General features: G+C 64.3%; 26 protein-coding genes. 12 read left to right on the forward strand and 14 right to left on the reverse strand.

Annotation, left to right across the window (positions count from 1 at the left end; all coding sequences use genetic code 11):
* Window positions 1-125: 125 nt before the first annotated feature.
* Entirely contained in the window at window positions 126-1,223 is a 1,098-nt protein-coding gene (locus MKD49_RS14665; RefSeq protein ID WP_252696647.1) for a hypothetical protein, read from the reverse strand.
* Between the two features lie 359 nt (window positions 1,224-1,582).
* Here MKD49_RS14665 and MKD49_RS14670 point away from each other — a divergent pair, with 359 nt between their 5' ends.
* Entirely contained in the window at window positions 1,583-2,254 is a 672-nt protein-coding gene (locus MKD49_RS14670; protein WP_134224220.1) for an HAD family phosphatase, read from the forward strand.
* 10 nt (window positions 2,255-2,264) lie between these two features.
* On the opposite strand, the gene MKD49_RS14675 is transcribed toward MKD49_RS14670, so the two are convergent.
* Both MKD49_RS14675 and MKD49_RS14680 read right to left on the reverse strand, forming a co-directional pair.
* Window positions 2,265-2,840 (reverse strand): TMEM175 family protein, encoded by a 576-nt coding sequence (locus MKD49_RS14675; protein WP_199725047.1) that lies wholly within the window; start codon window positions 2,838-2,840, stop codon window positions 2,265-2,267.
* Window positions 2,837-3,538 (reverse strand): YoaK family protein, encoded by a 702-nt coding sequence (locus tag MKD49_RS14680; RefSeq protein ID WP_252696648.1) that lies wholly within the window; start codon window positions 3,536-3,538, stop codon window positions 2,837-2,839. The genes MKD49_RS14675 and MKD49_RS14680 overlap by 4 nt, the downstream gene beginning before the upstream one ends.
* A 314-nt stretch (window positions 3,539-3,852) precedes the next feature.
* Between MKD49_RS14680 and MKD49_RS14685 the strand changes: the two genes are divergently transcribed.
* The 3 genes from MKD49_RS14685 (at window position 3,853) to MKD49_RS14695 (ending at window position 5,617) form a co-directional block, all read left to right on the forward strand.
* Window positions 3,853-4,473, forward strand: a complete 621-nt coding sequence (locus MKD49_RS14685; protein ID WP_121041011.1) for a response regulator transcription factor — start codon at window positions 3,853-3,855, stop codon at window positions 4,471-4,473.
* Window positions 4,474-4,962: 489 nt separating this feature from the next.
* The gene (locus MKD49_RS14690; protein WP_252696649.1) at window positions 4,963-5,178 is read left to right on the forward strand and encodes a hypothetical protein; all 216 of its coding nucleotides are present in this window, start codon (window positions 4,963-4,965) and stop codon (window positions 5,176-5,178) included.
* 10 nt (window positions 5,179-5,188) lie between these two features.
* Window positions 5,189-5,617 (forward strand): hypothetical protein, encoded by a 429-nt coding sequence (locus MKD49_RS14695; protein ID WP_252696650.1) that lies wholly within the window; start codon window positions 5,189-5,191, stop codon window positions 5,615-5,617.
* Window positions 5,618-5,629: 12 nt separating this feature from the next.
* On the opposite strand, the gene MKD49_RS14700 is transcribed toward MKD49_RS14695, so the two are convergent.
* The 5 genes from MKD49_RS14700 to MKD49_RS14720 form a co-directional block, all read right to left on the reverse strand.
* Complete coding sequence (locus tag MKD49_RS14700; protein WP_252696651.1) at window positions 5,630-6,499, reverse strand: helix-turn-helix domain-containing protein; 870 nt, start codon at window positions 6,497-6,499, stop codon at window positions 5,630-5,632.
* 149 nt (window positions 6,500-6,648) lie between these two features.
* Window positions 6,649-7,182, reverse strand: a complete 534-nt coding sequence (locus MKD49_RS14705) for a Dps family protein (protein ID WP_252696652.1) — start codon at window positions 7,180-7,182, stop codon at window positions 6,649-6,651.
* A 5-nt stretch (window positions 7,183-7,187) separates the two neighbouring features.
* On the reverse strand, window positions 7,188-8,015 hold the full coding sequence (locus tag MKD49_RS14710; RefSeq protein WP_252696653.1) for an alpha/beta fold hydrolase: 828 nt from the start codon (window positions 8,013-8,015) through the stop codon (window positions 7,188-7,190).
* Between the two features lie 135 nt (window positions 8,016-8,150).
* On the reverse strand, window positions 8,151-8,573 hold the full coding sequence (locus MKD49_RS14715; protein ID WP_121041017.1) for a DoxX family protein: 423 nt from the start codon (window positions 8,571-8,573) through the stop codon (window positions 8,151-8,153).
* Window positions 8,574-8,585: 12 nt separating this feature from the next.
* Complete coding sequence (locus MKD49_RS14720; RefSeq protein ID WP_252696654.1) at window positions 8,586-10,469, reverse strand: amidohydrolase; 1,884 nt, start codon at window positions 10,467-10,469, stop codon at window positions 8,586-8,588.
* 294 nt (window positions 10,470-10,763) lie between these two features.
* Between MKD49_RS14720 and MKD49_RS14725 the strand changes: the two genes are divergently transcribed.
* The 5 genes from MKD49_RS14725 (at window position 10,764) to MKD49_RS14745 (ending at window position 13,997) form a co-directional block, all read left to right on the forward strand.
* Window positions 10,764-11,453: a hydrolase gene (locus MKD49_RS14725; protein ID WP_039783146.1), complete on the forward strand. Its 690-nt coding sequence runs from the start codon at window positions 10,764-10,766 to the stop codon at window positions 11,451-11,453.
* Window positions 11,454-11,537: 84 nt separating this feature from the next.
* Window positions 11,538-11,705 carry a DUF1427 family protein gene (locus MKD49_RS14730; protein WP_252696655.1) on the forward strand — a complete coding sequence of 56 codons (168 nt, stop codon included), beginning with the start codon at window positions 11,538-11,540 and terminating at the stop codon, window positions 11,703-11,705.
* 13 nt (window positions 11,706-11,718) lie between these two features.
* The gene (locus MKD49_RS14735; protein WP_034334045.1) at window positions 11,719-11,961 is read left to right on the forward strand and encodes a DUF1427 family protein; all 243 of its coding nucleotides are present in this window, start codon (window positions 11,719-11,721) and stop codon (window positions 11,959-11,961) included.
* Between the two features lie 18 nt (window positions 11,962-11,979).
* Window positions 11,980-12,375, forward strand: coding sequence for a response regulator transcription factor (locus tag MKD49_RS14740; RefSeq protein ID WP_227022537.1), 396 nt, complete (start codon window positions 11,980-11,982; stop codon window positions 12,373-12,375).
* Between the two features lie 65 nt (window positions 12,376-12,440).
* Window positions 12,441-13,997, forward strand: coding sequence for a sensor histidine kinase (locus tag MKD49_RS14745; RefSeq protein ID WP_252696656.1), 1,557 nt, complete (start codon window positions 12,441-12,443; stop codon window positions 13,995-13,997).
* Window positions 13,998-14,009: 12 nt separating this feature from the next.
* Here the strand turns inward: MKD49_RS14745 and MKD49_RS14750 are convergent, their stop codons facing one another.
* The 4 genes from MKD49_RS14750 to MKD49_RS14765 all read right to left on the reverse strand — a co-directional run bounded on the left by MKD49_RS14750 (window position 14,010) and on the right by MKD49_RS14765 (window position 16,749).
* Window positions 14,010-14,912 (reverse strand): AraC family transcriptional regulator, encoded by a 903-nt coding sequence (locus MKD49_RS14750; RefSeq protein WP_252696657.1) that lies wholly within the window; start codon window positions 14,910-14,912, stop codon window positions 14,010-14,012.
* 111 nt (window positions 14,913-15,023) lie between these two features.
* On the reverse strand, window positions 15,024-15,662 hold the full coding sequence (locus tag MKD49_RS14755; protein ID WP_252696658.1) for an FMN-binding negative transcriptional regulator: 639 nt from the start codon (window positions 15,660-15,662) through the stop codon (window positions 15,024-15,026).
* Between the two features lie 45 nt (window positions 15,663-15,707).
* Window positions 15,708-16,292 (reverse strand): nucleotidyltransferase family protein, encoded by a 585-nt coding sequence (locus MKD49_RS14760; protein ID WP_252696659.1) that lies wholly within the window; start codon window positions 16,290-16,292, stop codon window positions 15,708-15,710.
* Window positions 16,293-16,299: 7 nt separating this feature from the next.
* A complete protein-coding gene (locus tag MKD49_RS14765; protein WP_252696660.1) occupies window positions 16,300-16,749 on the reverse strand; it encodes a PACE efflux transporter in 450 nt (149 codons plus the stop codon).
* 149 nt (window positions 16,750-16,898) lie between these two features.
* Here MKD49_RS14765 and MKD49_RS14770 point away from each other — a divergent pair, with 149 nt between their 5' ends.
* On the forward strand, window positions 16,899-17,810 hold the full coding sequence (locus MKD49_RS14770; protein WP_034331312.1) for a LysR family transcriptional regulator: 912 nt from the start codon (window positions 16,899-16,901) through the stop codon (window positions 17,808-17,810).
* Window positions 17,811-18,083: 273 nt separating this feature from the next.
* On the opposite strand, the gene MKD49_RS14775 is transcribed toward MKD49_RS14770, so the two are convergent.
* On the reverse strand, window positions 18,084-19,055 hold the full coding sequence (locus tag MKD49_RS14775; RefSeq protein ID WP_252696661.1) for a 3-hydroxyacyl-CoA dehydrogenase NAD-binding domain-containing protein: 972 nt from the start codon (window positions 19,053-19,055) through the stop codon (window positions 18,084-18,086).
* 178 nt (window positions 19,056-19,233) lie between these two features.
* Between MKD49_RS14775 and MKD49_RS14780 the strand changes: the two genes are divergently transcribed.
* Both MKD49_RS14780 and MKD49_RS14785 read left to right on the forward strand, forming a co-directional pair.
* The gene (locus MKD49_RS14780; protein ID WP_209583395.1) at window positions 19,234-19,392 is read left to right on the forward strand and encodes a hypothetical protein; all 159 of its coding nucleotides are present in this window, start codon (window positions 19,234-19,236) and stop codon (window positions 19,390-19,392) included.
* A gap of 12 nt (window positions 19,393-19,404) precedes the next feature.
* Entirely contained in the window at window positions 19,405-20,034 is a 630-nt protein-coding gene (locus MKD49_RS14785; RefSeq protein WP_252696662.1) for a hypothetical protein, read from the forward strand.
* A gap of 113 nt (window positions 20,035-20,147) precedes the next feature.
* On the opposite strand, the gene MKD49_RS14790 is transcribed toward MKD49_RS14785, so the two are convergent.
* Window positions 20,148-21,218: a porin gene (locus MKD49_RS14790; RefSeq protein WP_084319776.1), complete on the reverse strand. Its 1,071-nt coding sequence runs from the start codon at window positions 21,216-21,218 to the stop codon at window positions 20,148-20,150.
* Window positions 21,219-21,225: the final 7 nt, after the last annotated feature.

Genomic DNA, 21,225 nt, shown 5'->3' on the forward strand with positions numbered 1-21,225 from the left:
GCAGGATCAGCAGCAGGATGATGGGAATCGGAATCCCCAAGAGCCAGAGCAGAATGGCACCCATGTCAGTCTCCTATGAAGGTTGGTGTTCAGGTTCGGCGAAACGTGGCGCGGGAGGGCGCTGTTCAACGCAACTCGGGTTCGCCGACGCGATGGTCACGAAGTTCATGACGCAACACCGGTTCGCCGTAGAGTTCGTTGCGATCACGCAGGCGGCCGCCGTAGGTGGCCAGCAGGCTGGCGACGAAGGCACCGCACAGCAGGGCCAGGAACATCCACAGCGAGGCATAGGCAGCAGCCTTGCGGGCGGCATCAGCAGCTTCCTTGGCCTTGGTGGCAGCCTGGTCCAGATTGCGCTGGTAGGCGGCAAAGGTATCGGCCACGCGCTTCTCGGCATCGGCTTGCGACAGGCCGGTATGGCGTGCCACCAGCTGGCCCAGGTAGCGCTTGTCGTTGTCGGCCAGTTGCTGGTTGGCCAGCGAATAACCGAAGACGCGGACCACTTCCATGCGCTGGGCCGAGGTCAGCTCACGGCCATCGGCGGGAGTCGGTGCAGCCAGCGGAGCGGCGGGAGCAGCGGTGGCGGCATCGCTGCCGGCGGCCGGAGTCACCGGTGCGGCAGGGGCTGCGCTGGTGTTGGCGGTGCCATTGGCGGTGCCGCTACGGAACATGGAATCGATGAAATAACCCGAAGCACGATCAGCCAGGTTGCCAGCTTGTTGCGCGCCCTCCGGCCCCATGGCCGCAGCGGTCGCGGCAGCGCCGGTACCGAGTACGCCACCGGCGGCACCCAGGGTCTTGGCCCCGCCCGAGATCACGCTGCCCACGGCCGAGCCCAGCAGGGCGGCGGTGGCCAGCGAAGCCACGGCCCAGGCCAGCAGGCCATGTGCGGTATCGCGGAAATAGACTTCACGGGTATGCAGGCCAGCCCACTTCACGCGCAGGCGGCCGGCCAGGAAGCCACCGATGGCCGAGGCGGCGATCTGGGTGAACAGCAGCCAGCCGGCCGTGGAATAGCCGATGGCCTTGGCCGAGACGCCCTCGCCGGACCACGGCGAGATCGACGAGAAGCCGAGGCCAAAGCCCAGCATCACCAGGATGAAGGACAAGGCCGCCGCCGCAAAAGCGCCCGCCAGGATGGCACCCCACGAGACGCCGGAGCCGTTGTTGTTGGCGGCCTCGACGCTGGCCGGTGGAAGGGGATGGATGGTTGAGGTGGTCATGAGTCTCCTCGCGATTCTTGATGGATTGATCTCTGCGACTGGCGCAGGGCTGGGGGGCATTGCCACGGAGAGACTGTAGGCGCGCGCTGGCGCGCGCGCCATCGGCGGAGTTCGGCAGGTGGCGTAGGAGAGCAGGGAAGCGCGGAGTCGGCGTACAGGAAAACGTGCAGAATTCCGTACAAAATTCCGTGCCGAATTCACTACAGGAATCAGTACGGAAAAACGTACAGAAAGAGCGGCAGAACAATGCTCAGGACGCAGTACGGAAAACTGCACAGCAGCGCTGCACCGAGTCTTATAGAATGAGCGCCTCACACACCGGCATCCTGCCCTGCCGCCCCAACCTGCTACGGATTCCCATGGCCAACACGCACAGCACTCCGATCACGCATTTCCTGTTCGACCTCGACGGCACCCTCATGGACAGCGATGCCCTGCACCACGCTGCCTTCAACACCATCCTGTCGCGCTGGGGCCGCTCGGTGGATGTGGACTACTACAAGACCCACATCATGGGGGCGTCCAACGCCATGATCTTCGATCACCTGTTTCCCGGCATGCCGGCCTCGGAATACCAGCCGCTGGCCGAAGAAAAGGAACAGCTGTTCCGCTCGCAGCTGGACCAGCAGGTCGCGCCCACGCCCGGCATCGAACGCCTGCTCGACCATATCGCCCGCATCGGCGGACGCACGGCAGTGGTGACCAATGCACCGCGCGCCAATGCCGAGCTGATGTTGAAGGCCACCGGCCTGGCCGGCCGCTTCGATACGCTGGTGATTGGCGATGAGCTGGAACGCGCCAAACCCGATCCCCTGCCCTACCTGACCGCCCTGCAACTGCTGGGCGGCACACCGGACCAGGCGGTAGCCTTCGAGGATTCGAGTTCGGGCGTGAAAGCCGCCAGCAGCGCCCAGGTCTGGACCTTCGGCATGCTGGGTGGACTGGATGAAGCGCGCCTGCGGGCTGCCGGTGCCCACGCCGTGATCCGCGATTTCAACGGTCAGGCGCTGTGGGACAAGATCGGCGGATAAGTCCGCGCCTTCATTGCGAGCGGGCCGCCTCGAAGTGATGGTCCGGCAGGAACCACAGCAGGGCCAGCAGCACGTAGATGGCGGTCGCGCCCAGCGGGGTGGCCAGTGACAGCGGAATGGCCACCGCATAGAGCAGGATGGAGAGCGCATTCTTGCGCCCGTGTCCCAGCATGGCCGCCAGCGAAGGATGCGCCGCTTCACTGTGGCGCAGCGCGCGTTTCAACAGCAGGAAAGAGACCGAACACATCAGCAGCACCACGCCATAGCAGGCCACGGGTGCGCTCTGCCGATGATGGTTGGCCACCCACGAGGTGACGAAGGGCAGCAGCGACAGCCAGAACAGCAGGTGCAGGTTGGCCCACAGCACGCGCCGGTCGACCTGCGTGGCCAGCTGCAGCAGGTGATGGTGGTTGACCCAGTAGATGCCGATGTAGACGAAGCTCAATACATAGCTCAGCAGCGGCGGCATGAGCGGGGCGAGGTCGGCCAGACCGGCGCCCTGCGGTGTCTGCAAGCCCAGCACCATGATGGTGATGGCAATGGCGATGACGCCATCGCTGAAGGCTTCCAGCCGCGACTTGTTCACGACGTGGCCGCCTTGGCCGGCAGCGGCTGGCGAAATTCCCACACCACCATCGCCACCAGGATCAGCACCGGCACGATCAGCCCGGCAAAGCCGATGGCGTGATAGGCGAAGGCGGCGGCGATGGCACCCGCGCCGAACGACAGCACCGGCCACACGAACTTGATGCAGCGCTCGGTGGTGCCGGCATCGGCCGCGCCGCGCAGCATGTCCACCACGTCGATCACCACTTGCGTGACGTTGCCCGTCATCAGCGAGGTCGGTGCCAGATGCGCCAGCAGCAGGCGGCTGATGGCGCTATGCACGCCCATCGATGCCGTGCCCAGCAGCCCGGACGCCATCACCCAGCCCGCCGTGGGCGACTGCACCGGTGCGGCGGCGATGCCGCAGAGCATGAATCCGGTCAGCAACAGCAACTGCAGCAGCAGTGACCAGCCCAGGGCGCGGCCATCGCGGCGCTGGATGGCGGCGATGAACAGGCGTGCCACGGCCACGCCGAGGATGAAGGCCGGGAAGGCCAGGAATTTCAGCAGGATGGACATCTGCGAGGTATCCGCCAGGGCCGCGCCGATGAGGATGAAGTTGCCCGTCACATGGGCCGTGAACAGGCCGAACAGCGCGATGAAGCCCAGCGTATCGACATAGGCGGCGAGGAAGGCCAGTCCGGAGGACTGGAGGCGGTTGCGTTGTGCGGCATTCATGAGGTGTCTCGCTTCCGGAGGGCGGGGGGCAGGCCGCACACCTTAGCACCGCTGCTGCCGTCCGCCCATTATCCCTGTGGATAAGACAAGTCCGGCGAAGCCGCGCCAAACCCTTGCCGATCCGGCAACGATATGCCTTTGATGGATGCAACAAAGGCATTTTCTACAAAAAACAGCACATTTGTACAATCCAAGCCGGGCCTGAATGCTGATGATGCGAAGGACTGCACGGCAAGGCCTGCGATGCCCGAAGAGGGGCGTTGCGAAGGCGTGCCGGTGCAAGGATTTTCGCAACCCGGCAAGACGGATTCATTATGGAAAGTACCGTATACGTCGTCGATGACGATGGCATGGTCAGGACCGCCCTGTTGAGACTGCTGGCCTCGGCCGGCCTGAAGGCGCGCGGCTTTGCCTCGGCCGACGAGTTTCTGCGCGAGTCGCTGCCGGGCACGCCGTGCTGCCTGCTGCTGGACATGAAGATGCCCGGCTCGGATGGCTTCGAGGTGGTACGGCAGCTGGAACAGCGCGGCGATGCCATTCCGGTGATCTTCATTTCCGGCTACGGCACCATTCCCGTGACGGTGCAGGCGATGAAGGCGGGTGCCCATGAATTCCTTACCAAGCCGATCGAAGACGAGCGCCTGCTGGGCGCGGTGCAGGAGGCACTGGCCATTGCCGGGCGTGATCTGCATCAGCGTGTGGAGCAGGCCGCCAGCACTTCGCGGCTGGAAAAGCTGACCCCGCGTGAGCGGGAAGTGCTGGAACTGGCCATCGGCGGATTGCTCAACAAGCAGATCGCCACCGAGCTGGGCATCAGCGAAATCACCGTCAAGGTCCACAAGCGCCGCGTGATGGACAAGATGCAGACCAAGACCCTGGCCGATCTGGTGCGGGCGGCGGAGCGCTTGCAGATTCATTCTGCGCGGCAGCGGTGAGGCTGCCGGCCAGCTGACGGTATCCGCACGAGACGGACCATCAATGACCACCGCAAGAGCGCCCATCGTAGTCGAAGGCCTTCGAAACTGATCCGCTTTTGCGGTATTCCTGAACACATCCCTTCTTCCCATCAGTAACCTGTGCGGCTCTGACAGCAGCCCGGGCGGCCTCCATCGCTACCCGCACAACCACGATGGGCAATCTCAAGAACATCATTGGCACCGGCGGTGAATACCTGTGCGGTATTGAACTCATGCGTCCGGTCATTCCATCGGCTGGCCTGCCTTGCGGTTTCCAGCCGGGAGAAGCCGGCTGCCTGTTCGAGGCACTTCATTTCGGGGGCAAGGAACCGACCTATGACTATGTGGTGTACCTGCTGGATGCGACTGCGCGGCGTCTCGGCCCCTTCTTCTTCCTGCAAGTCAAATCCACGCTCAGGCGCTTACGCCCTGCGTTTCAATGCGAGCGCAGTGAAGCGTGCGCACGCCATGAAGACCCCTTTCTTCGTGGGCATCGTCGATCGCAGCACCGCACGCCGGGAGCGGATCTATGTAAAGGGGATAGATGCACGCCAGTCGAAAGGGATCGCACGTCTTGCGCCACACCATGACCTTGCCGAAGACGCCGTCAAGATTGCCATCTACAACGAAGTTTGCCGCGTCTGGTCGCTGCGCAACAATCCGCCACTGACACAGCTCATCTGAGGAGCCGCCCATGCCACGTTCCCGTCGTCAAGAAATCGCACACCGATTTGCCGAGGGCCTGGTTGCGCAAATGTTGCAGCGATCCGGTAGTGAATTCTTTCACGTGACGCCTTCCCGCCCGGGCGAACACATCGACCTTCTGGTGAGCCAGGGTGACGGCCTGTGCGGCATCGAAGTGCGGTATGCAGAGCGCAGCGAGGGTGTCGAGCAACTCTGGAACGAATGGAAAGACGCCGTTCGCGCATCCGGCAGGAAACGCCGCTCTGCGCTGGCAAGAACGATGAAGGCGATACGACGGGGGACGACGGCAAATCAAGCGGATCCTGATCTCCATCTGGTCGTGGTCACCGGCACGGGAGACAAAATATATACGGACCAGAGCATCGCGCCCTTGTTGACGCCGGATGACCGCACCCATATTTCCGTGCTGGGCGAGTAGGCCTGGCATGGCCTATCCCTGTCCCCTCACCCACCCCATCGGCCCCACCCCCATCACCTGCTTGAACACCCGGCTGAAGTGACTCTGGTCCGAGAACCCGCACTCCAGCGCAATGACCGACATGCTCTTGCCCTCCTCGCGCAGCAGCTGGCAGGCCAGCGCAATGCGCTGGCGCTGCAGCCAGGCGTGCGGCGGCAGGCCAAAGCTGAGCTTGAAGGCGCGCGAGAAATGCGCGCGCGACAAGCCGCACTGCGCCGCCAGCTCGGCCAGCGTCAGGCGCTGTCCCAAATGCGCCAGCATGTAGTCCCGTACCCGCACCTGCTGCCATCCGGCCAGGCGGCCGCTGTTGCGCGCCAGCGGCTGGCCGCCATAGTGCCGGGCCAGATGCGTGTGCAGGGCCAGCGTCACGCTGTCCATGAACACCGTATCGCCATCATTGGCCGCCTCGCCCAGCATCGGCAACATCGCCTGCACCAGGTGCCAGATCACCGGGTCGCGCACCGCCTGGCGCTGCTGCAGCCCGCTGATGCGGCGTCCGCCCTCCTCGCTCCATTGCTCGATGGTGGCGCGCGGCAACTGCAGGCGTACGTTGTCGTAGTCCGACAGGTGCTGGCAGCGCCACTGCTCGCGCAGGTCGGTGATGGCCATTTCGCCGCTGCGGTGGCCGCCCGCATGCACCAGCTGCCGGCCGCGCCACAGCTTGTGATGGCGAAAATCCTGCAATTGCACGATCACCGAAAAGGCATCCTCGCCCGGGATGTCGATCACCGGCACCGCCCCGGACGAGACGCCCGTGACCTGCGACTGCGCGGCGCGCGTCAGGCCCAGGCCGTCCTGCAGGCGGAGACGCTTGATGAAACGCTGGGGCAAGGGCTGGATCACGAGGAAAATCGATAAAAGTGAAAGAAAGAAAAACCACCCGCTCCAGTGGCGGCCAACAAGCCGACGCATCCGAAGCTGAGTGAAGGAAAACGCAAAAAAGGCAGAGCCGTCAAGCTCTGCCTTCCGCACCCTGCATCAAGAGGGAGCGCTCACATCGAGGTCCGCCCCGACTCAAACAGGAACCAGGCCCGCTGCTCGGCCTCGTCGATCCAGTTTTCCAGCAGACTGGCGGTAGCCACGTCGCCGTGCTCATCGCACAGCGCATGGGTGGCCATCATGAAACCGACCAGGCGCAGGTTGTCCTCCCGCAGTTCGGCCAGCATGTCGGAGGGCGTGACGAAGTCGGCATCGTTGTCGGCCAGCCGTTGCAGCTTGGCGATATGCCCGCTGGAACGCAAGGTGGTCGCACCGATTTTGCGTACCCGCTCGGCCACCGCATCGGTGATGGCGATGATCTGCCCGGACTGGTCATCCAACAGCAGGTGGTAATCGCGGAAATGCGGCCCCGACATGTGCCAGTGGAAATTCTTGGTCTTCAGGTACAGCACGAAGATGTCCGCCAGCAGCATGGTGAGGGCGCCACCGATTTCCTGCGTGGCCAGCTCCGAGAGCGCGCCAGGTGTGGCCAGCGGCGCCAGGCGGCGCTTTTCCAGCGCTTGGCGTTGGGTTGCATCCAGGCTCATGGTGCTTACCCCTTCAGGAAGGCCAGCAGGTCTTCGTTGATCTGGTCCTTGTGGGTGGCGCACAGGGCGTGCGGCGCGCCGCCATAGATCTTCAGCTCCGCACCCGGCACCATCTCGGCCACCAGCTTGCCGGTGGTCTGGAAGGGGACGACCTGGTCGTCGTCACCGTGGATCACCAGGGTCGGGAAGTTGAATTTCTTGATGTCTTCACGGAAGTCGGTGCCGGAGAAGGCGCTCACGCAATCCAGCGTTCCCTTCAGCGAGGCCAGCATGGCGATGTTGAAGGTCTGCGAGAGTACGCCGGCGCTGACCGCATCGGCCTTGCCCGGACGGTTGGTGCCGAAGAAGACGGCGGCGAAGTCGCTGATGAATTGCGCGCGATCCTTGAGCAGGCCTTCCTTGATGCCGGCAAAGACCTCGGCCGGCACGCCCTGCGGGAAGTCCGGCGCCTGGCCGAAGATCGGCGTCACCGCACCCAGCAGCGCCGCCTTGGCCACGCGCTTGCTGCCGTGGCGGCCGATGTAGCGGGCCACGTCGCCGCCACCCATGGAGAAGCCGACCAGGGTCGCGCCCTGCAGGTCCAGCTTGTCCATCAGCTCGGCCAGGTCATCGGCGAAGGTGTCGTAGTCGTAACCGCTCCAGGGTTGGCTGGAACGGCCGAAACCACGGCGGTCATAGGCGATGACGCGGTAGCCGCGCTCGGCCAGGAAGTTCATCTGGTATTCCCACATGTCGCCGTCCAGCGGCCAGCCGTGGCCGAAGACGACCGGTTGGCCGCTGCCCCAGTCCTTGTAATAGATTTCAGTGCCGTCGCGGGTAGTGATGGTGCTCATGGTGTGACTCCTTGTGAGATGGTGTGGAGAGGCCGTGCAGGGGACAGCAACCGCCCTGCGCATGGCAGAGCGGCCTGACAACGTTGAATCTGCCAATGAAGCTGGAAGAGAGACCGCCGTGAATCGACTTGATTCCTACGGTTGAGCTGCGGCCCGGCCCAGCCGCCACTGGCCCGGACCGCACAGCGCGATGGCCGTGAAGATCACCAGCAGCAGCCAGCCGAACTGCCCTTCCGCGATGCTCCAGCCGGGATGCACCGCCAGCATGGCCACCAGCAGCACGCCGATGATGGGCAGGCAGGCCAGGCGGGTGAACAGGCCCAGTGCGATCAACACCGGACATAGCGCTTCGGCCAAAATGGCGGACCAGAGCGATACCGTCGGGCCGAGGCCGAAGGGATCCTCGATGACGGTCAGCTCATGCGCGTAATGCATGAGCTTGGGCAAGCCATGCACGTAGAACAGCATGAAGCTGCCGGCCACGCGCAGGAACAGCAAACCCAGATCCAGGGGCGGGACCGGCCAACCGGTCCGGCGAGCGGAATGATGCGCTTGCATGATCGGCCCCGCTCAGAACGCGAAGCAGCTGCAACCCAACGCGCCCCAGAAACCGGCGAAGTGGGAAACCGGAACGCTGGACTTGCGCGCCACGTCATGGGAGTGACCATGCACGCCGCACGAACCCGCGCAGGCATGCGGCAGCGCGGTCTTCTGCTGGCGTGCGGCATCGCTGCTGGCGACGGCGCGATAGTGTCCCGGCACCTTGGCCACCGGCGACCACTCGGGCAGCACCGGGATCTCGCCCGGGCCGTGCGCGGAGAACGGACCGGTGCCATAGACCACCTTGCCATCCACCACGGTCATGACCGATTCGATGGACTTGATGTCGTCTTCATGCACGCTGAAGAAATCCGCCGACAGCACGGCGAGGTCGGCCAGCTGGCCGGCCTGGATGCGACCCTTCTTGGCCTGCTCGCTGGAGAACCAGGCGCTGCCTGCGGTCCACAGTTCCAGTGCAGTTTCGCGAGGTAACCTGCCAGTTGACCGGTACAGTTGCGTCCCGCCAACAGTACGGCCGGAGACCAACCAGTACAGTGCAGTCCAGGGGTTGTAGCTGGCCACGCGGGTGGCGTCGGTGCCGGCACCGACCGGCACGCCCATCTCCAGCATCTTGGCCACGGGTGGCGTGTGCTCGGCGGCATCGCTGCCGTAGCGGTCGATGAAGTACTCGCCCTGGAAGGCCATGCGATGCTGGATGGCAATGCCGCCGCCCAGTGCCTTGACGCGCTCGATGTTGCGCTCGGTGATGGTCTCGGCGTGGTCGAACATCCAGTGCAGGCCGTCGAAGGGGATATCGCGGTTGACCTTCTCGAACACGTCCAGCATGCGCGAGATCGATTCGTCATAGGTGGCATGCAGGCGGAACGGCCAGCGATTGGACACGAGGTGGCGCACCACCCGTTCCAGCTCCTCTTCCATGCCGTCGGCGAGGTCGGGACGCGGTTCGAGGAAATCCTCGAAGTCGGCCGCCGAGAACACCAGCATTTCACCGGCGCCGTTATGGCGCAGGAAGTCGTCCCCGTCACCGGGCTTGACCATACCGGTCCACTTCTGGAAATCGGCCAGTTCACTTCCCTTGCTCTGGGTGAACAGATTGTAGGCAATGCGGATGGTCAGTTGGCCGTCGGCTGCGAGCTTGTTGATGATCTGGTAGTCATCCGGGTAGTTCTGGAAACCGCCACCGGCATCGATGGCGCTGGTCACGCCCAGGCGGTTCAGCTCGCGCATGAACTGGCGGGTCGAATTGACCTGGTATTCCTGCGGCAGGGCCGGTCCCTTGGCCAGGGTGGCATACAGGATCATGGCGTTGGGACGGGCGATCAGCATGCCGGTCGGATTGCCGGAGGCATCGCGCACGATCTCGCCGCCCGGTGGATTGGGCGTGTCCTTGGTATAGCCCACTGCTTGCAGCGCGGCGCGATTGAGCAGCGCGCGGTCATACAGGTGCAGCACGAACACCGGGGTATCGGGTGCGGCCGCGTTCAACTCTTCCAGCGTGGGCATGCGCTTCTCGGCGAACTGGAATTCGGTCCAGCCCCCGACCACGCGCACCCATTGCGGATGCGGCGTGCGCGCCGCCTGGTCCTTCAACATGCGCAGTGCATCGGCCAGCGACGGCACGCCTTCCCAGCGCAGTTCCAGGTTGTAGTTCAGGCCGCCACGGATGAGGTGCAGGTGCGAGTCGTTCAGGCCGGGGATGACGGTGCGGCCGCCCAGGTCGATGACCTGGGTGCTGGCCTGCTTGAGACGCATCACGTCGGCGGCGCTGCCGACTTCGATGAATTTTCCGCCGCCGATGGCAACGGCTTCGGCGATGGGGTTTTGCTTGTCGACGGTGTGGATCTTGCCGTTCAACAAAATCAGGTCAGGGGTGACGCTGGCTGCGGTGGTCATGGAGGCTCCGGGCATGGGCTGCAACGATGAAGAGGGCGGATTGCGCAAGTTGTGGCGTCGCGGGCGGCGAACCGTCCATCTCATGCGCTTGTGTTGGTGCTTTTGTTGGTGATGGCAGTGTGCAAAAACGCGCTGCCAGCGTCTAGCTATACGAACAGATAATGGCAGCGCCCTGCCCGCTTGCCTATGATCGCCTCCGGCAGCCTCACTCCCCTGCCACGCCGCTGCGCACCGCCTCTCCCCGGCCAAGGCAGCGGCTGCCGTCTCCCTGTTCACTCCACCTACGGAACCATCATGACCACCAACACCAAACTCGACGTCCTGACCCCGACCAACTGCCAGCTCATCATCATCGACCATCAGCCGCAGATGGCCTTCGGCGTGCAGTCGATGGACCGCCAGGCACTGAAGAACAACGTCGTCGCCCTGGCCAAGTCGGCCAAGGTCTTCAACATCCCTACCGTCATCACCACCGTGGAAACCCAGGGCTTCTCCGGCTACACCTATCCGGAACTGCTGTCGGTCTTCCCCGAGCACGACATCCTGGAACGTACCTCCATGAACTCCTGGGATGACCAGAAGGTGCGCGACGCCCTCAAGGCCAACGGCAAGAAGAAGGTGGTCGTGGCCGGCCTGTGGACCGAAGTCTGCAACAACAGCTTCGCCCTGTGTGCCATGGCCGAAGGCGACTACGAGATCTACATGGTGGCCGACGCCTCCGGCGGCACCTCCAAGGAAGCCCACGACTACGCCATGCAGCGCATGATCCAGGCCGGCGTCATCCCCGTGACCTGGCAGCAGGTGATGCTGGAATGGCAGCGCGACTGGGCCCGCAAGGAAACCTACAACGCCGTCATGGACATCGTGCGCGAACACTCGGGTGCCTACGGCATGGGCGTGGACTACGCCTACACCATGGTGCACAAGGCCGAGCAGCGCCCGCACGGCAACCAGAAGATCCTGGCACCGGTGCCGGCCAAGTAAGCCAGTCCGGTCACCGACGCCGCCGCGCTCCTGCCCTGCATCGGCGGGGCGCGGCGGCGTCCCATCTTCACGAGGAGCCGGGCCATGTCCGCTTATCTGATTTCCCTGGGGGCCGGCATCCTGATCGGTGTCTTCTACGCGCTCTTCAAGGTGCGCTCACCGGCACCACCGGGCATTGCCCTCATCGGCCTCTTGGGCATGGTGCTGGCCGAGCGCCTGGTCAACGGCCTGGGCCCCCTGCTGGGCCACTGATCCCGGAGTACGCATGAAACCTTACCTGATCTCCCTCCTGATGGGCCTGCTGGCCGGCCTGATCTACGCGGCCCTGCACGTGCAGTCACCGGCACCGCCCATCATCGCCCTGCTCGGCTTGCTGGGCATGCTCATCGGCGAACAGCTGGTGCCCATCGTGCGCCGCAAGCTGGCCGGCGAGCCGCTGAGCGCAGCGTGGTTCCACCGCGAATGCATGCCCAAGATCACCGGCACACCGCCGCCGGACGCCAAGTGAGCCACCGGGCAGACGATGATGAGCGAAGGGGAGACAACGCCACCATCACACCGCCCCATCGCGGTGATCGATGACGATCTCGGGGTCCGCGCGGCCCTGTGCAACCTGCTGGATTCCGCCGGGCATCGCCATTGCAGTTTCGATGGCGGCGAGGATTTCCTCACCAGCACCTGCCTGCCGGTAGCCGCCTGCGCCATCGTGGACCTGAACCTGCCTGGAATGAGCGGCTTCGAACTGGCCGAGCAGCTGCGCAGCCTGCGGCCGGACCTGCCGGTGCTGTTCATCTCGGCGCAGGTCACGCCGCTGCAGCGCCAGCGCGCCACGGCCATGGGCATGGCGCTGCTGGTCAAACCGGTCGACGCCGATACCCTGCTGGTGCTGCTGACGTCCACCCTGCTCTACGGCCCGCCCTGAACCGCGCGTGTCGGCAATGCGGCACAATGCGGCCTTGACCTCATCATCCTTGCCTGGAGATCCCCTTGCCGTCCGACCCGCGCCCTGCCGACGACGATGCCCTGCTGCACGCCCTGCGCGAATTGTCGGCGCTGCTCGACCCGGTCCTGCTCAAGCCGGCGCTCACCCGCGCGCTCTGCCATCTGGCCGGTGCACGGCGCTGCCTGCTGGTGCGGCATGAGGCCGGCCTGACGCTGATCGAGGCCGAGGCCCGGCGCGATGGCATGGATGTCTGCAACAGCCAGGATCACTGCATCGCCGGGCCGGACGATCTGCACACGGCCGCGCTCACCCTGCGCCTGAGCCATCGTGGCCAGGCGCGTGGCGAACTGCTGCTGTATTACGACGCGCCACCCGCTGCGGCCATGACGCGCTGCGCCCATCACCTCGGCGCCCACGCCGCCGTGGCCCTGGCCAATGCCGCCGACCATGCGCAGGCCTTGCTGGAAAAGGAACAACTGCTGTGCGCCGAACGCGAACTGCGCACCAGCCAGGAACTGCTCAAGCAGGGCGAACGCTTCAACCACGCCGGCAGCATGCGCTACCTGGTGCGCGAAGACCTGATGTTCTGCTCCGATGAACTGTGCCGCATCTACGGCCTGCCGGCGGGCCGCAACTGCATCACCTATGACGAGTTCGCGTCCATCATGCATCCCGATGACCGGCAGGAAGTGATCGAGACCGTCAATGCGGCCGTCGCCATGGGCGGCACCATCCGCGTTGAGCACCGCATCTGCCGCCAGGACACCGGTGAGGTGCGCTATCTCTCCGGCATCGGCAAGCCGGTATGGGTGGATGGTACCTTCACCGAATACGTGGGGACGGCCACCGACATCACCGTGCGGCGGCAGGCGGAATACGCCATCCGCGCAGCCCAGGTGGACATGGAACGCGTCTCGCGCGCCAACACCGTGGGCCAGCTGACCGCGTCCATCGCCCATGAAGTCAACCAGCCGCTGATGTCCATCGTCTCCAACGCCGGGGCCAGCCTGCGCTGGCTGAACCGGCCCGTGCCGGAACTGGAACATGCGCGCGCCGGACTGCGCGACATCATCAGCGAAGGCCAGCGCGCCGGCGGCATCATCAGCAGCCTGCAGAACCTGACCCGCAATCGCGCGCCGCAATTCGAGCGCCTCAACCTGGCTGCGCTGATCCGCCATACGCTGACCCTGTCACGCAGCGAGCTGGATCAACGTGAAGTGCATCTTTCGCTGTCCCTGCCGCCTGCAGAGGTCCATGTACTGGGGGATACGGTGCAGTTGCAGCAGGTGCTGCTGAACCTGGTGGTCAATGCCATCGATGCCATGGCCGCGGTGCCGGAAAATGCACGCACGCTCAACATTGGCGTGAGCTGCTGCAATGAACAGCGCGTGAAGGTAGAGATACAGGATAGCGGCGAGGGCATCGCGGCCGACGCCATGCCGCACATCTTCGATGCCTTCTATACCACCAAGGAAAACGGCATGGGCATGGGGCTGGCGATCTGCCGTTCCATCATCGAGACCCATCGCGGCCGCCTGCGCGTGGAGGCGGCGCAGCCGCAAGGGACGGTGTTCAGCTTCGACCTGCCGCGCGTACCGTGAGCCGCGGGGCCCTCAGCCCAGCCGGCGGCGCCATGCGCCCGGACTGCTGCCCACGATCTGCGAGAACACGCGGCTGAAATGGCTCTGGTCGTAGAAGTCGCAGGCCACTGCGATCTCGGCCAGCGACAGCCCGCTGTGGCGCAGATATTCGCGCGCCATGTCGACCCGCTGCAGCAGCAGCCACTGGTGCGGCGTGTGGCCGGTACTGGCCTTGAAGGCGCGCAGGAAGTAGCTGGCCGACATGTTGCATTCGCGCGCGATCTCGGGAATGGAGACCTGGTCGCGGTTTTTCTGCAGCAGCATCTGCTTGGCCCGCTCCTCGTGCAGGCGCGACAGCCGCACATGGCGCGGCGCAGGCAGGCTGGCCCCACCATAGCGTTGCAGCAGATGGGTGCCCATGGCCAGGCCGAGCTGGTCGACGAACAGGTGATTGTCGGCATCGGGCTGGGCCAGTGCCGGGGCCAGTGCGGCGGCCAGATGGGCCAGCACCGGATCATCGTGGCCAGTGACGGTGGCCAGTCCCCTGGCCTTGCGTCCGCGCAGATCCTCGTTGACCGTGGCGAACCATGACAGCGGCAACTCCACCAGCAGGAAGTCGAAGGGCGTCTGCAAGTCGGCCCGGTAGTCTTCGGAAAAATCGCGGATGTAGACGGCACCGCGTCCGAACTCGAACTGCGCGCCCTGGCGGCCACGGAAGATGCTGCGGCGGTGCTGCGACGCCATCGAGATGCCCACCAGGAAACCGCGATCGGAGGCCGGCGTGTAGACCTGCGATACCTCACGGCCTTCAACCCGCTTGCGATAGAAGCTGAACTGACTGCCCTGCAGCTCCTGGCTCTGCTTCAGCGCAGTGGACGAACAGCCGAGAGAGTCGCTGCGTGCGGGGGCGGTGGCAAGCGGGGCCTGGGCAGTCATGGGCGACCTCGTGGAAAACTGGAATGCAGGAGGGCATGCGACAACCCTGTCCCGGGATTCTACAGGGCCGCGCATTCCCGTGTGAGGAATCAACAGCTCGCTTGCGCGCGATTACTGTTGCTTGCGGACAGCCTCCTGCAGCATGGCCTCGCCCAGCTGCACATGGCCGCGCTCGGCCAGCGTTCTGCCTGCGCCTTCGATATCCCGCACGTCCTTGTTCTGGCTGAGCTTGCGCTTGCCTTCCAGGCGCGTGATCTCGATTTCGATGCCGACAATGGCCTTGAGCAAGGTATCGGTGTAGTCGGCAGGCGCATCGGACATCTTCCACGGCTTGGCCTCGCCGGCCTCGTGAGTACGGGTCAGGCGCGCCACCACGCCGCGCAGGTAGCGCTCATCATCGCGGATGGTCACGCGGCCATGGGCATGCGCCACGCTGTAATTCCAGGTCGGCACCTGGCGATGCGCCTCATGCTTGCTGGGATACCAGCTCGGCGAGATGTAGGCATCGCCCGCCGAAAACACCACCAGCACCTGATCGCCATCGGTCAGCTCGCGCCACAGCGGATTGGCGCGCGCCACATGCAGATGCAGCATGCCCAAGGCCCCCTGGGCAGGGTCGAGATGGCAAGGAAGATGGTTGGCATCCAGCCCGCTGGCCGTGTGCGAGACCAGCACGCCGAAGGGATGAGCGATGATGAGCTGGTGCAGGCTGGCGGTGTCCTGGTCGGCGAAATGGGCGGGGATATACATGGCGGGCGGCTGGCGTTGGACTGGCGTTGAAGGGAGAGGAGCGCCCTATTCTATTGCATCCTGCGCCGCGACCACCCGCAGTTGCGGCCAGCGCGTCAGCCAGCCGCGACCGTCAACGCGGGCAGCGAACTGCGCCTGCTTGTCGGTGGCAAAGGCACCCGCCGGGCGCAGCAGCCCTTGCCACAAGTCCTGCAAACCGAGCGGGGCGGCGATCTCGATGCGGTCCTCCCGGGTGAGACGCACGGCCACGGCCGTGGCGGTCTCGGGCCAGTAGCGCAGGGCATCGGTGGCGCAGGTGTAGGCGGCATCGCCATTGCGCAGATGCATGCGCGCCTGGTTGCGCACCGACCACTGCGGTCCGGGACAGGCCATCGTCAACTGCGCCTCCAGCGCAAGGTCCTGCTCCGGTGAACAAGCAGCGGGATCGAACCAGATGACGTCGATATCGCTGTGCGGGGCCGTGGCCGGGCGGCCATGCAGCGCATCCCACACGGCATTGCGCACGCAGCCCGCGCCTATCCATGCATCCGGCAGCGCCAGACTGCGCACCGCCTGCAGCAAGGGCAGGCGATGCGCATCGGCGGCGATCAGCTGCTGCAGCCGGGTGGCCAAAGGATCGTCCAGCGCCACCGCTGGCTCAGCGTGCTTGTGCGGTTTGCGGGCTGACCGGCATGGCCGAGCTGGGCAGGCCGAAGACACGGTCAAAGCCGAGATTGAACAGATAGGTGTAGATCATGAAGAACACGATCAGCCCGAAGTCCAGTACCAGCGCTTCCCACAGGCTGATGCCCAGCCACCAGGCGAACAGCGGCACCAGCATCACCACCAGCCCGCCTTCGAAACCGAGGGCGTGCGCGGCACGGCGTGCAAAGTTGCGGCCACGGCGCGGCTGGCGCGCCTCCCAGCGTTCGAACAAACCGTTGAAGATGAAATTCCATACGAAGGCAATGGTCGACGAGGCCACGGCGGCCGCCGATGCATGGCCACTGTCATGGCCCGCGAAGACGCTCAGCCCGACCGTGGTGAAAATGATGGCCAGCCCCTCGAAGAGGCAGGCATAGACCAGCTTGCGTTTGAATCCCTGCATGATGTGCTCCTGAAGACGGCAGCGCGCCAGTCCTCTGGCCGCGCGATGGAAAGCATTCTATGATGAAGTTTTTGATGAATGAAGTCGGCTTCTTTCAGTTTTTCTGACAGGTCGGTGCAGCGATACATACAAGGAACAAGGAACAGACGATGGCTTTCTCCAGTGACAACGTCAGGGTCTTCCTGGCCGTGCTCGACAGTGGTTCATTCTCGGCGGCGGCGCGCCAGCTGGGACGCGTACCTTCCTCGGTCAGCATGACCATCAGCCAGCTGGAAGCGGAGCTCGACCTGGTGCTGTTCGACCGCACCGCGCGCGATGCCCGACCGACCGAACTGGCGCGCGCGCTGGAACCGGATGCGCGCCTGCTGGCCAGCACCCTGCGCCAGCTCGACGCCCACGCGCTGGCCATGCACCAGGGACTGGAGCGCAAGCTGACGCTGGCGGTAGCCCCGGAACTGCTGTCGGTGCCCTGGGCCAAGCCGCTGGCGGTGCTGGCGGAAGAATTTCCCTCACTGGAGGTCGAAGTGCTGTCCTCGCCCCAGGCCGATGCCATGCGCATGCTCTATGACAATACGGCACAGCTGGCGCTGGTCTTCGAGCGCCATGCCGGCAATGACCGCGAAGCCTTCCAGGAATTCAGCAGCGAGATGATGGTGGCGGTGATCGCACCCGAGCATCCGGCGCGGCTGCGCAAGAAGCGCAAGCTGCGTTATGAGGACCTGTACGACATCCGCCAGATCGCCGTGGCCAGCCGCGATGCCAGCATCTCGGACCCGCGATTCTTCCTCGCACGCCACCTCTGGCGCACCGACAATCACCTGGCCACGCTGTCGCTGGTGCGCGAGGGACTGGGCTGGGCCTATCTGCCGCACAGCCTGGTGCAGGCACAGATCGAGGCCGGTACGCTGGTGGTCATCGATTTCGACAACATCAGCAACCAGCAGCGCATGTGGGTGGATGTGGTGTGGAACAAGGACCAGCCGCTGGGGCTGGGGGCGCAGCGTTTCATTGCCCTGATGCGTGAAATGGCACCGAGCCGGCGCAAGCGCGCGCACAAATGAATGGGAGCCATCAGAAACCGTTCGAACTGAGCGGCTCCGTCAGGGCCGGCTCGAACGCGCTGCGCGGGCAAATTATCATCACGCTGCACAGCGCCTTCGATACGCGGCGGGGCCGCTACTCAGTCCGAACGGTTGGTTTTTGCACGATGAACACCGATTGAAAACCAATTAAAAATCGATTGAAAATCGATTGAAAACCGATTGAACACTGATCAATTTTCCTAAGTTTTTCAGAAGAGCTACCTTAGAGAAAAAATTCAGAAAACTTAGTTTTCAAGGAATGATTTTTGTCTTGCTCTTGGCCGCCAGCAACTGCACCAGCAGCTGGTCACGCTCGGCAGCGATGCCGGCAGAAGTCTTGCCGCTCATCTGCTCTTCTACCCCAGCGCGAATCTGTGCCTTGAGCGCAGCGGTGATGGAAGGCGCTCCCAGATCGGCCCACCAGCTTTCGATGGGCGGCCCCAAGTGATCCAGCATGTGGCCGATGCCGCCCTCTCCGCCTGACATGTGCAGATTGAGATAAGGCCCCATCAAAGCCCAGCGCAGGCCGGGCCCGTAGGCGATGGCCGTATCGATGTCTTCGGTACTGGCCACGCCCTGTTCGACCAGGTGGAAGGCCTCGCGCCACAGGGCGGCCTGCAGGCGGTTGGCGATGTGGCCCTTGACCTCCTTGCGGACATGAATGGCCTTCTTGCCGATGGCGGTGTAGAAGTCCAGCGCAGCCTGCACCGCCTCCGGTGCGGTCTGCGCACCGCCGATCACTTCCACCAGCGGGATCAGGTGCGGCGGGTTGAAGGGATGGCCCAGCACCACCCGGCCGGGATGGCGGCAGGCAGCCTGCACCTTGCTCATCAGCAGGCCCGAGGAACTGGAGGCCAGGACCACATGCGCCGGCAACGCGGCATCCATGCGCCGGAACAGATCGATCTTGAGGTCTTCGCGCTCGGGGCCGTTTTCCTGCACGAAGTCCGCACCCTCGAGCGCCTCTTCCAGCGAGGCCGAGAAACGCAGGCGCTCAGGGGAGGCACCGGGTGCCAGCCCCAGCAACTCCAGGCTGGGCCAGTGGCGCGCCACGGCGGCACGCAACTTCACTTCCGCATCCGGCATCGGGTCGGTGGCCGAGACCTCCAGCCCCCGCGCCAGGAAATAGGCCGCCCAACTGGCCCCGATCACGCCGGTGCCCACCACCGCTACCCGGCGCACCTCCTGTTGACCGGCCCGAGCGCCGCTTGCTGATGCTTGCATCTGTGTCTCCTTTGTTGATGGGCTTCAATGAAGCCGGGTTCGTTCTGAATATTCTTGGTAAATCTCGATTTTATTCGAGGTTTTAGTACGAGATTTGCATGGGCATTCGGCTACGATTGGCATCAAAGCACATAAACAAATTCCCGGATATGAATCGGGATCAACTCCGGGTCACGCCATGTTTCTCTATCTTCCTTTCCTGCTGGCCTTTCTCACCGCGTTGGGGATTGCACTCGGCTGGAAATCACTAAGCAACAAGCTATGGTTGGCAAGCACCATCGTCACCCTGTGGTGGTTCAGCCAAACCACCCAGGGTCCCCTGGGTTTCATCCTGTAATGGCACCGTCTCATGGACCGTTCCGTTGTCTTCACTCCACGCGAACCCGTGCTGCCGGGCGGGATTTTCCTCAATTGCCTGTGCCTGCTGGCCATCAGTGGCTACCTGGGCCTGCTGCTGTACCTCCAGTCGATGGCGCTGTTGCCTGGCACCCCGCTACGCCAGCTGCAGTACACCGGCATCATCCTCACCGGCATCGGCTTCCTGCGCAATCTGCGCTTCGGGATCAAGAGTGCGCATTATGGGGTAGCGCTGGTGGGCGCGCTGCTGACCGGGCTGATGGCCTTGCGCCAGATCTCGCTGGAAGCCCTGGCCGGGCAGACGCCCACGGGACCGCTGTTGCAAGGCATGCATTTCCATACCTGGATGGCCCTGTTTTCAGTGACCGCAATCCTGACCATTGCCGCCCTGCTGGGTGTCAAAAGTGCCGAATACCCGGCGACGCTGCTGCTGCTGCAAAGCGCGGAAAAGGAAAATGAACCACGCCGCATCCCTTGGGGCAGGATAGGCGTGGGCACCATCTTCGTGCTGCTGGCCGGTGCGCATCTGGTGGCCAGCATGAGCGGCTGCGGCCGGCTGGTCTGTGACGAGGGGCTGATCGATCTCCTGCAATTGCATTCGCCCCCCACGCCCAAGCCCTGAAAAAAAAACGGCGCACGCCTGCCGTCAGCAGGGGTGCGCCGGTCAATGACGGCTCAAGACTATCGTGGCCCGCACGCCAACCACGCGCGCCGGGCCAGGGGACTACACGGACATCAGAAGCGGTGCTGCATGCCCAGGGTCATGCCGAACTGGCTGTTGGAGAAGCCGACGTCATCGCGCGACAGGCCCACCAGCTGGTTGTTCTTGGCCTTGGCATAGGCCGTGCTCAGGTACAGGTCGGTGCGCTTGGACATCGCGTACTTCAGGCGCAGCGAGTACATGATGGGATCAGCATCGTTGGCCACGTTCTTGATGTTCTGGTAGTAGATCGCACCGATCACGCTCATGGCCGGCGTGAACTTGTACGTCACGCCACCCCAGATGAAGTCGCTGCGCTGATCGGCAGCGCCGCTGGCCAGGGTCTTCTTGTAGTAGCGGTAGCCGAGGTTGAACTTCCAGGCATCCGACAGCTGGTAGCCGGCGGCCAGGTGGGCGCTGGTGGCGCGGTCATACGGGGCGTTGGTGGTGCTCACGCTGTTGTTGCGGTCATAGGTCGCGGCTACGCTGAACGGACCCGAACCCCAGCCCAGGCCGACGCCGTACTTGGCACCGTTGCTGGTCTCGCCGGCCACTTCGCCGAAGCCGTACATGGCACCGACCTTCACGCCCGCGAACTCGCCCTGGTACTTGACCAGGTTGGACACGCCGGTCGGCATGCCGTCCTTGCGGCCACCGGTGGCACCGGCCGAGGTCACCCAGGAATAGTTGGCCGAGTAGCCCATGGGGTCGAACGGCAGGATGAAGTCATAGGTGGTGGAGAAGGAACGGCCCACCACCACGCGGCCGAAGCCGCCTTCCAGGCCGACGTTGGACTGGCGGTTGAAGAGCTGGTTGGAGTCGCCGTCGAAGGCGCCGTTATCCAGCTTGAAGCCGTTTTCCAGCTGGAAGATGGCTTTCAGGCCACCGCCCAGGTCTTCGGTACCACGGAAGCCGATGCGCGAGGTGTTCATGGTGCCCGAACTCAGGCGCACCAGGCTGTTGCCGGCAGCATTGGCATTGGTGACATATTCCACGCCCGAATCGATCAGGCCGTAGACGGTAACGGAAGTTTGCGCCTGCACGGAAGTCGTGGCGAACGCGGCGAATGCGGCCAGCATGCTGGCGGCGAGGTGATTCCTTTGCACTGAGGTC

The organism is Herbaspirillum sp. WGmk3 (assembly GCF_023952535.1).
Lineage (GTDB): Bacteria > Pseudomonadota > Gammaproteobacteria > Burkholderiales > Burkholderiaceae_D > Herbaspirillum > Herbaspirillum huttiense.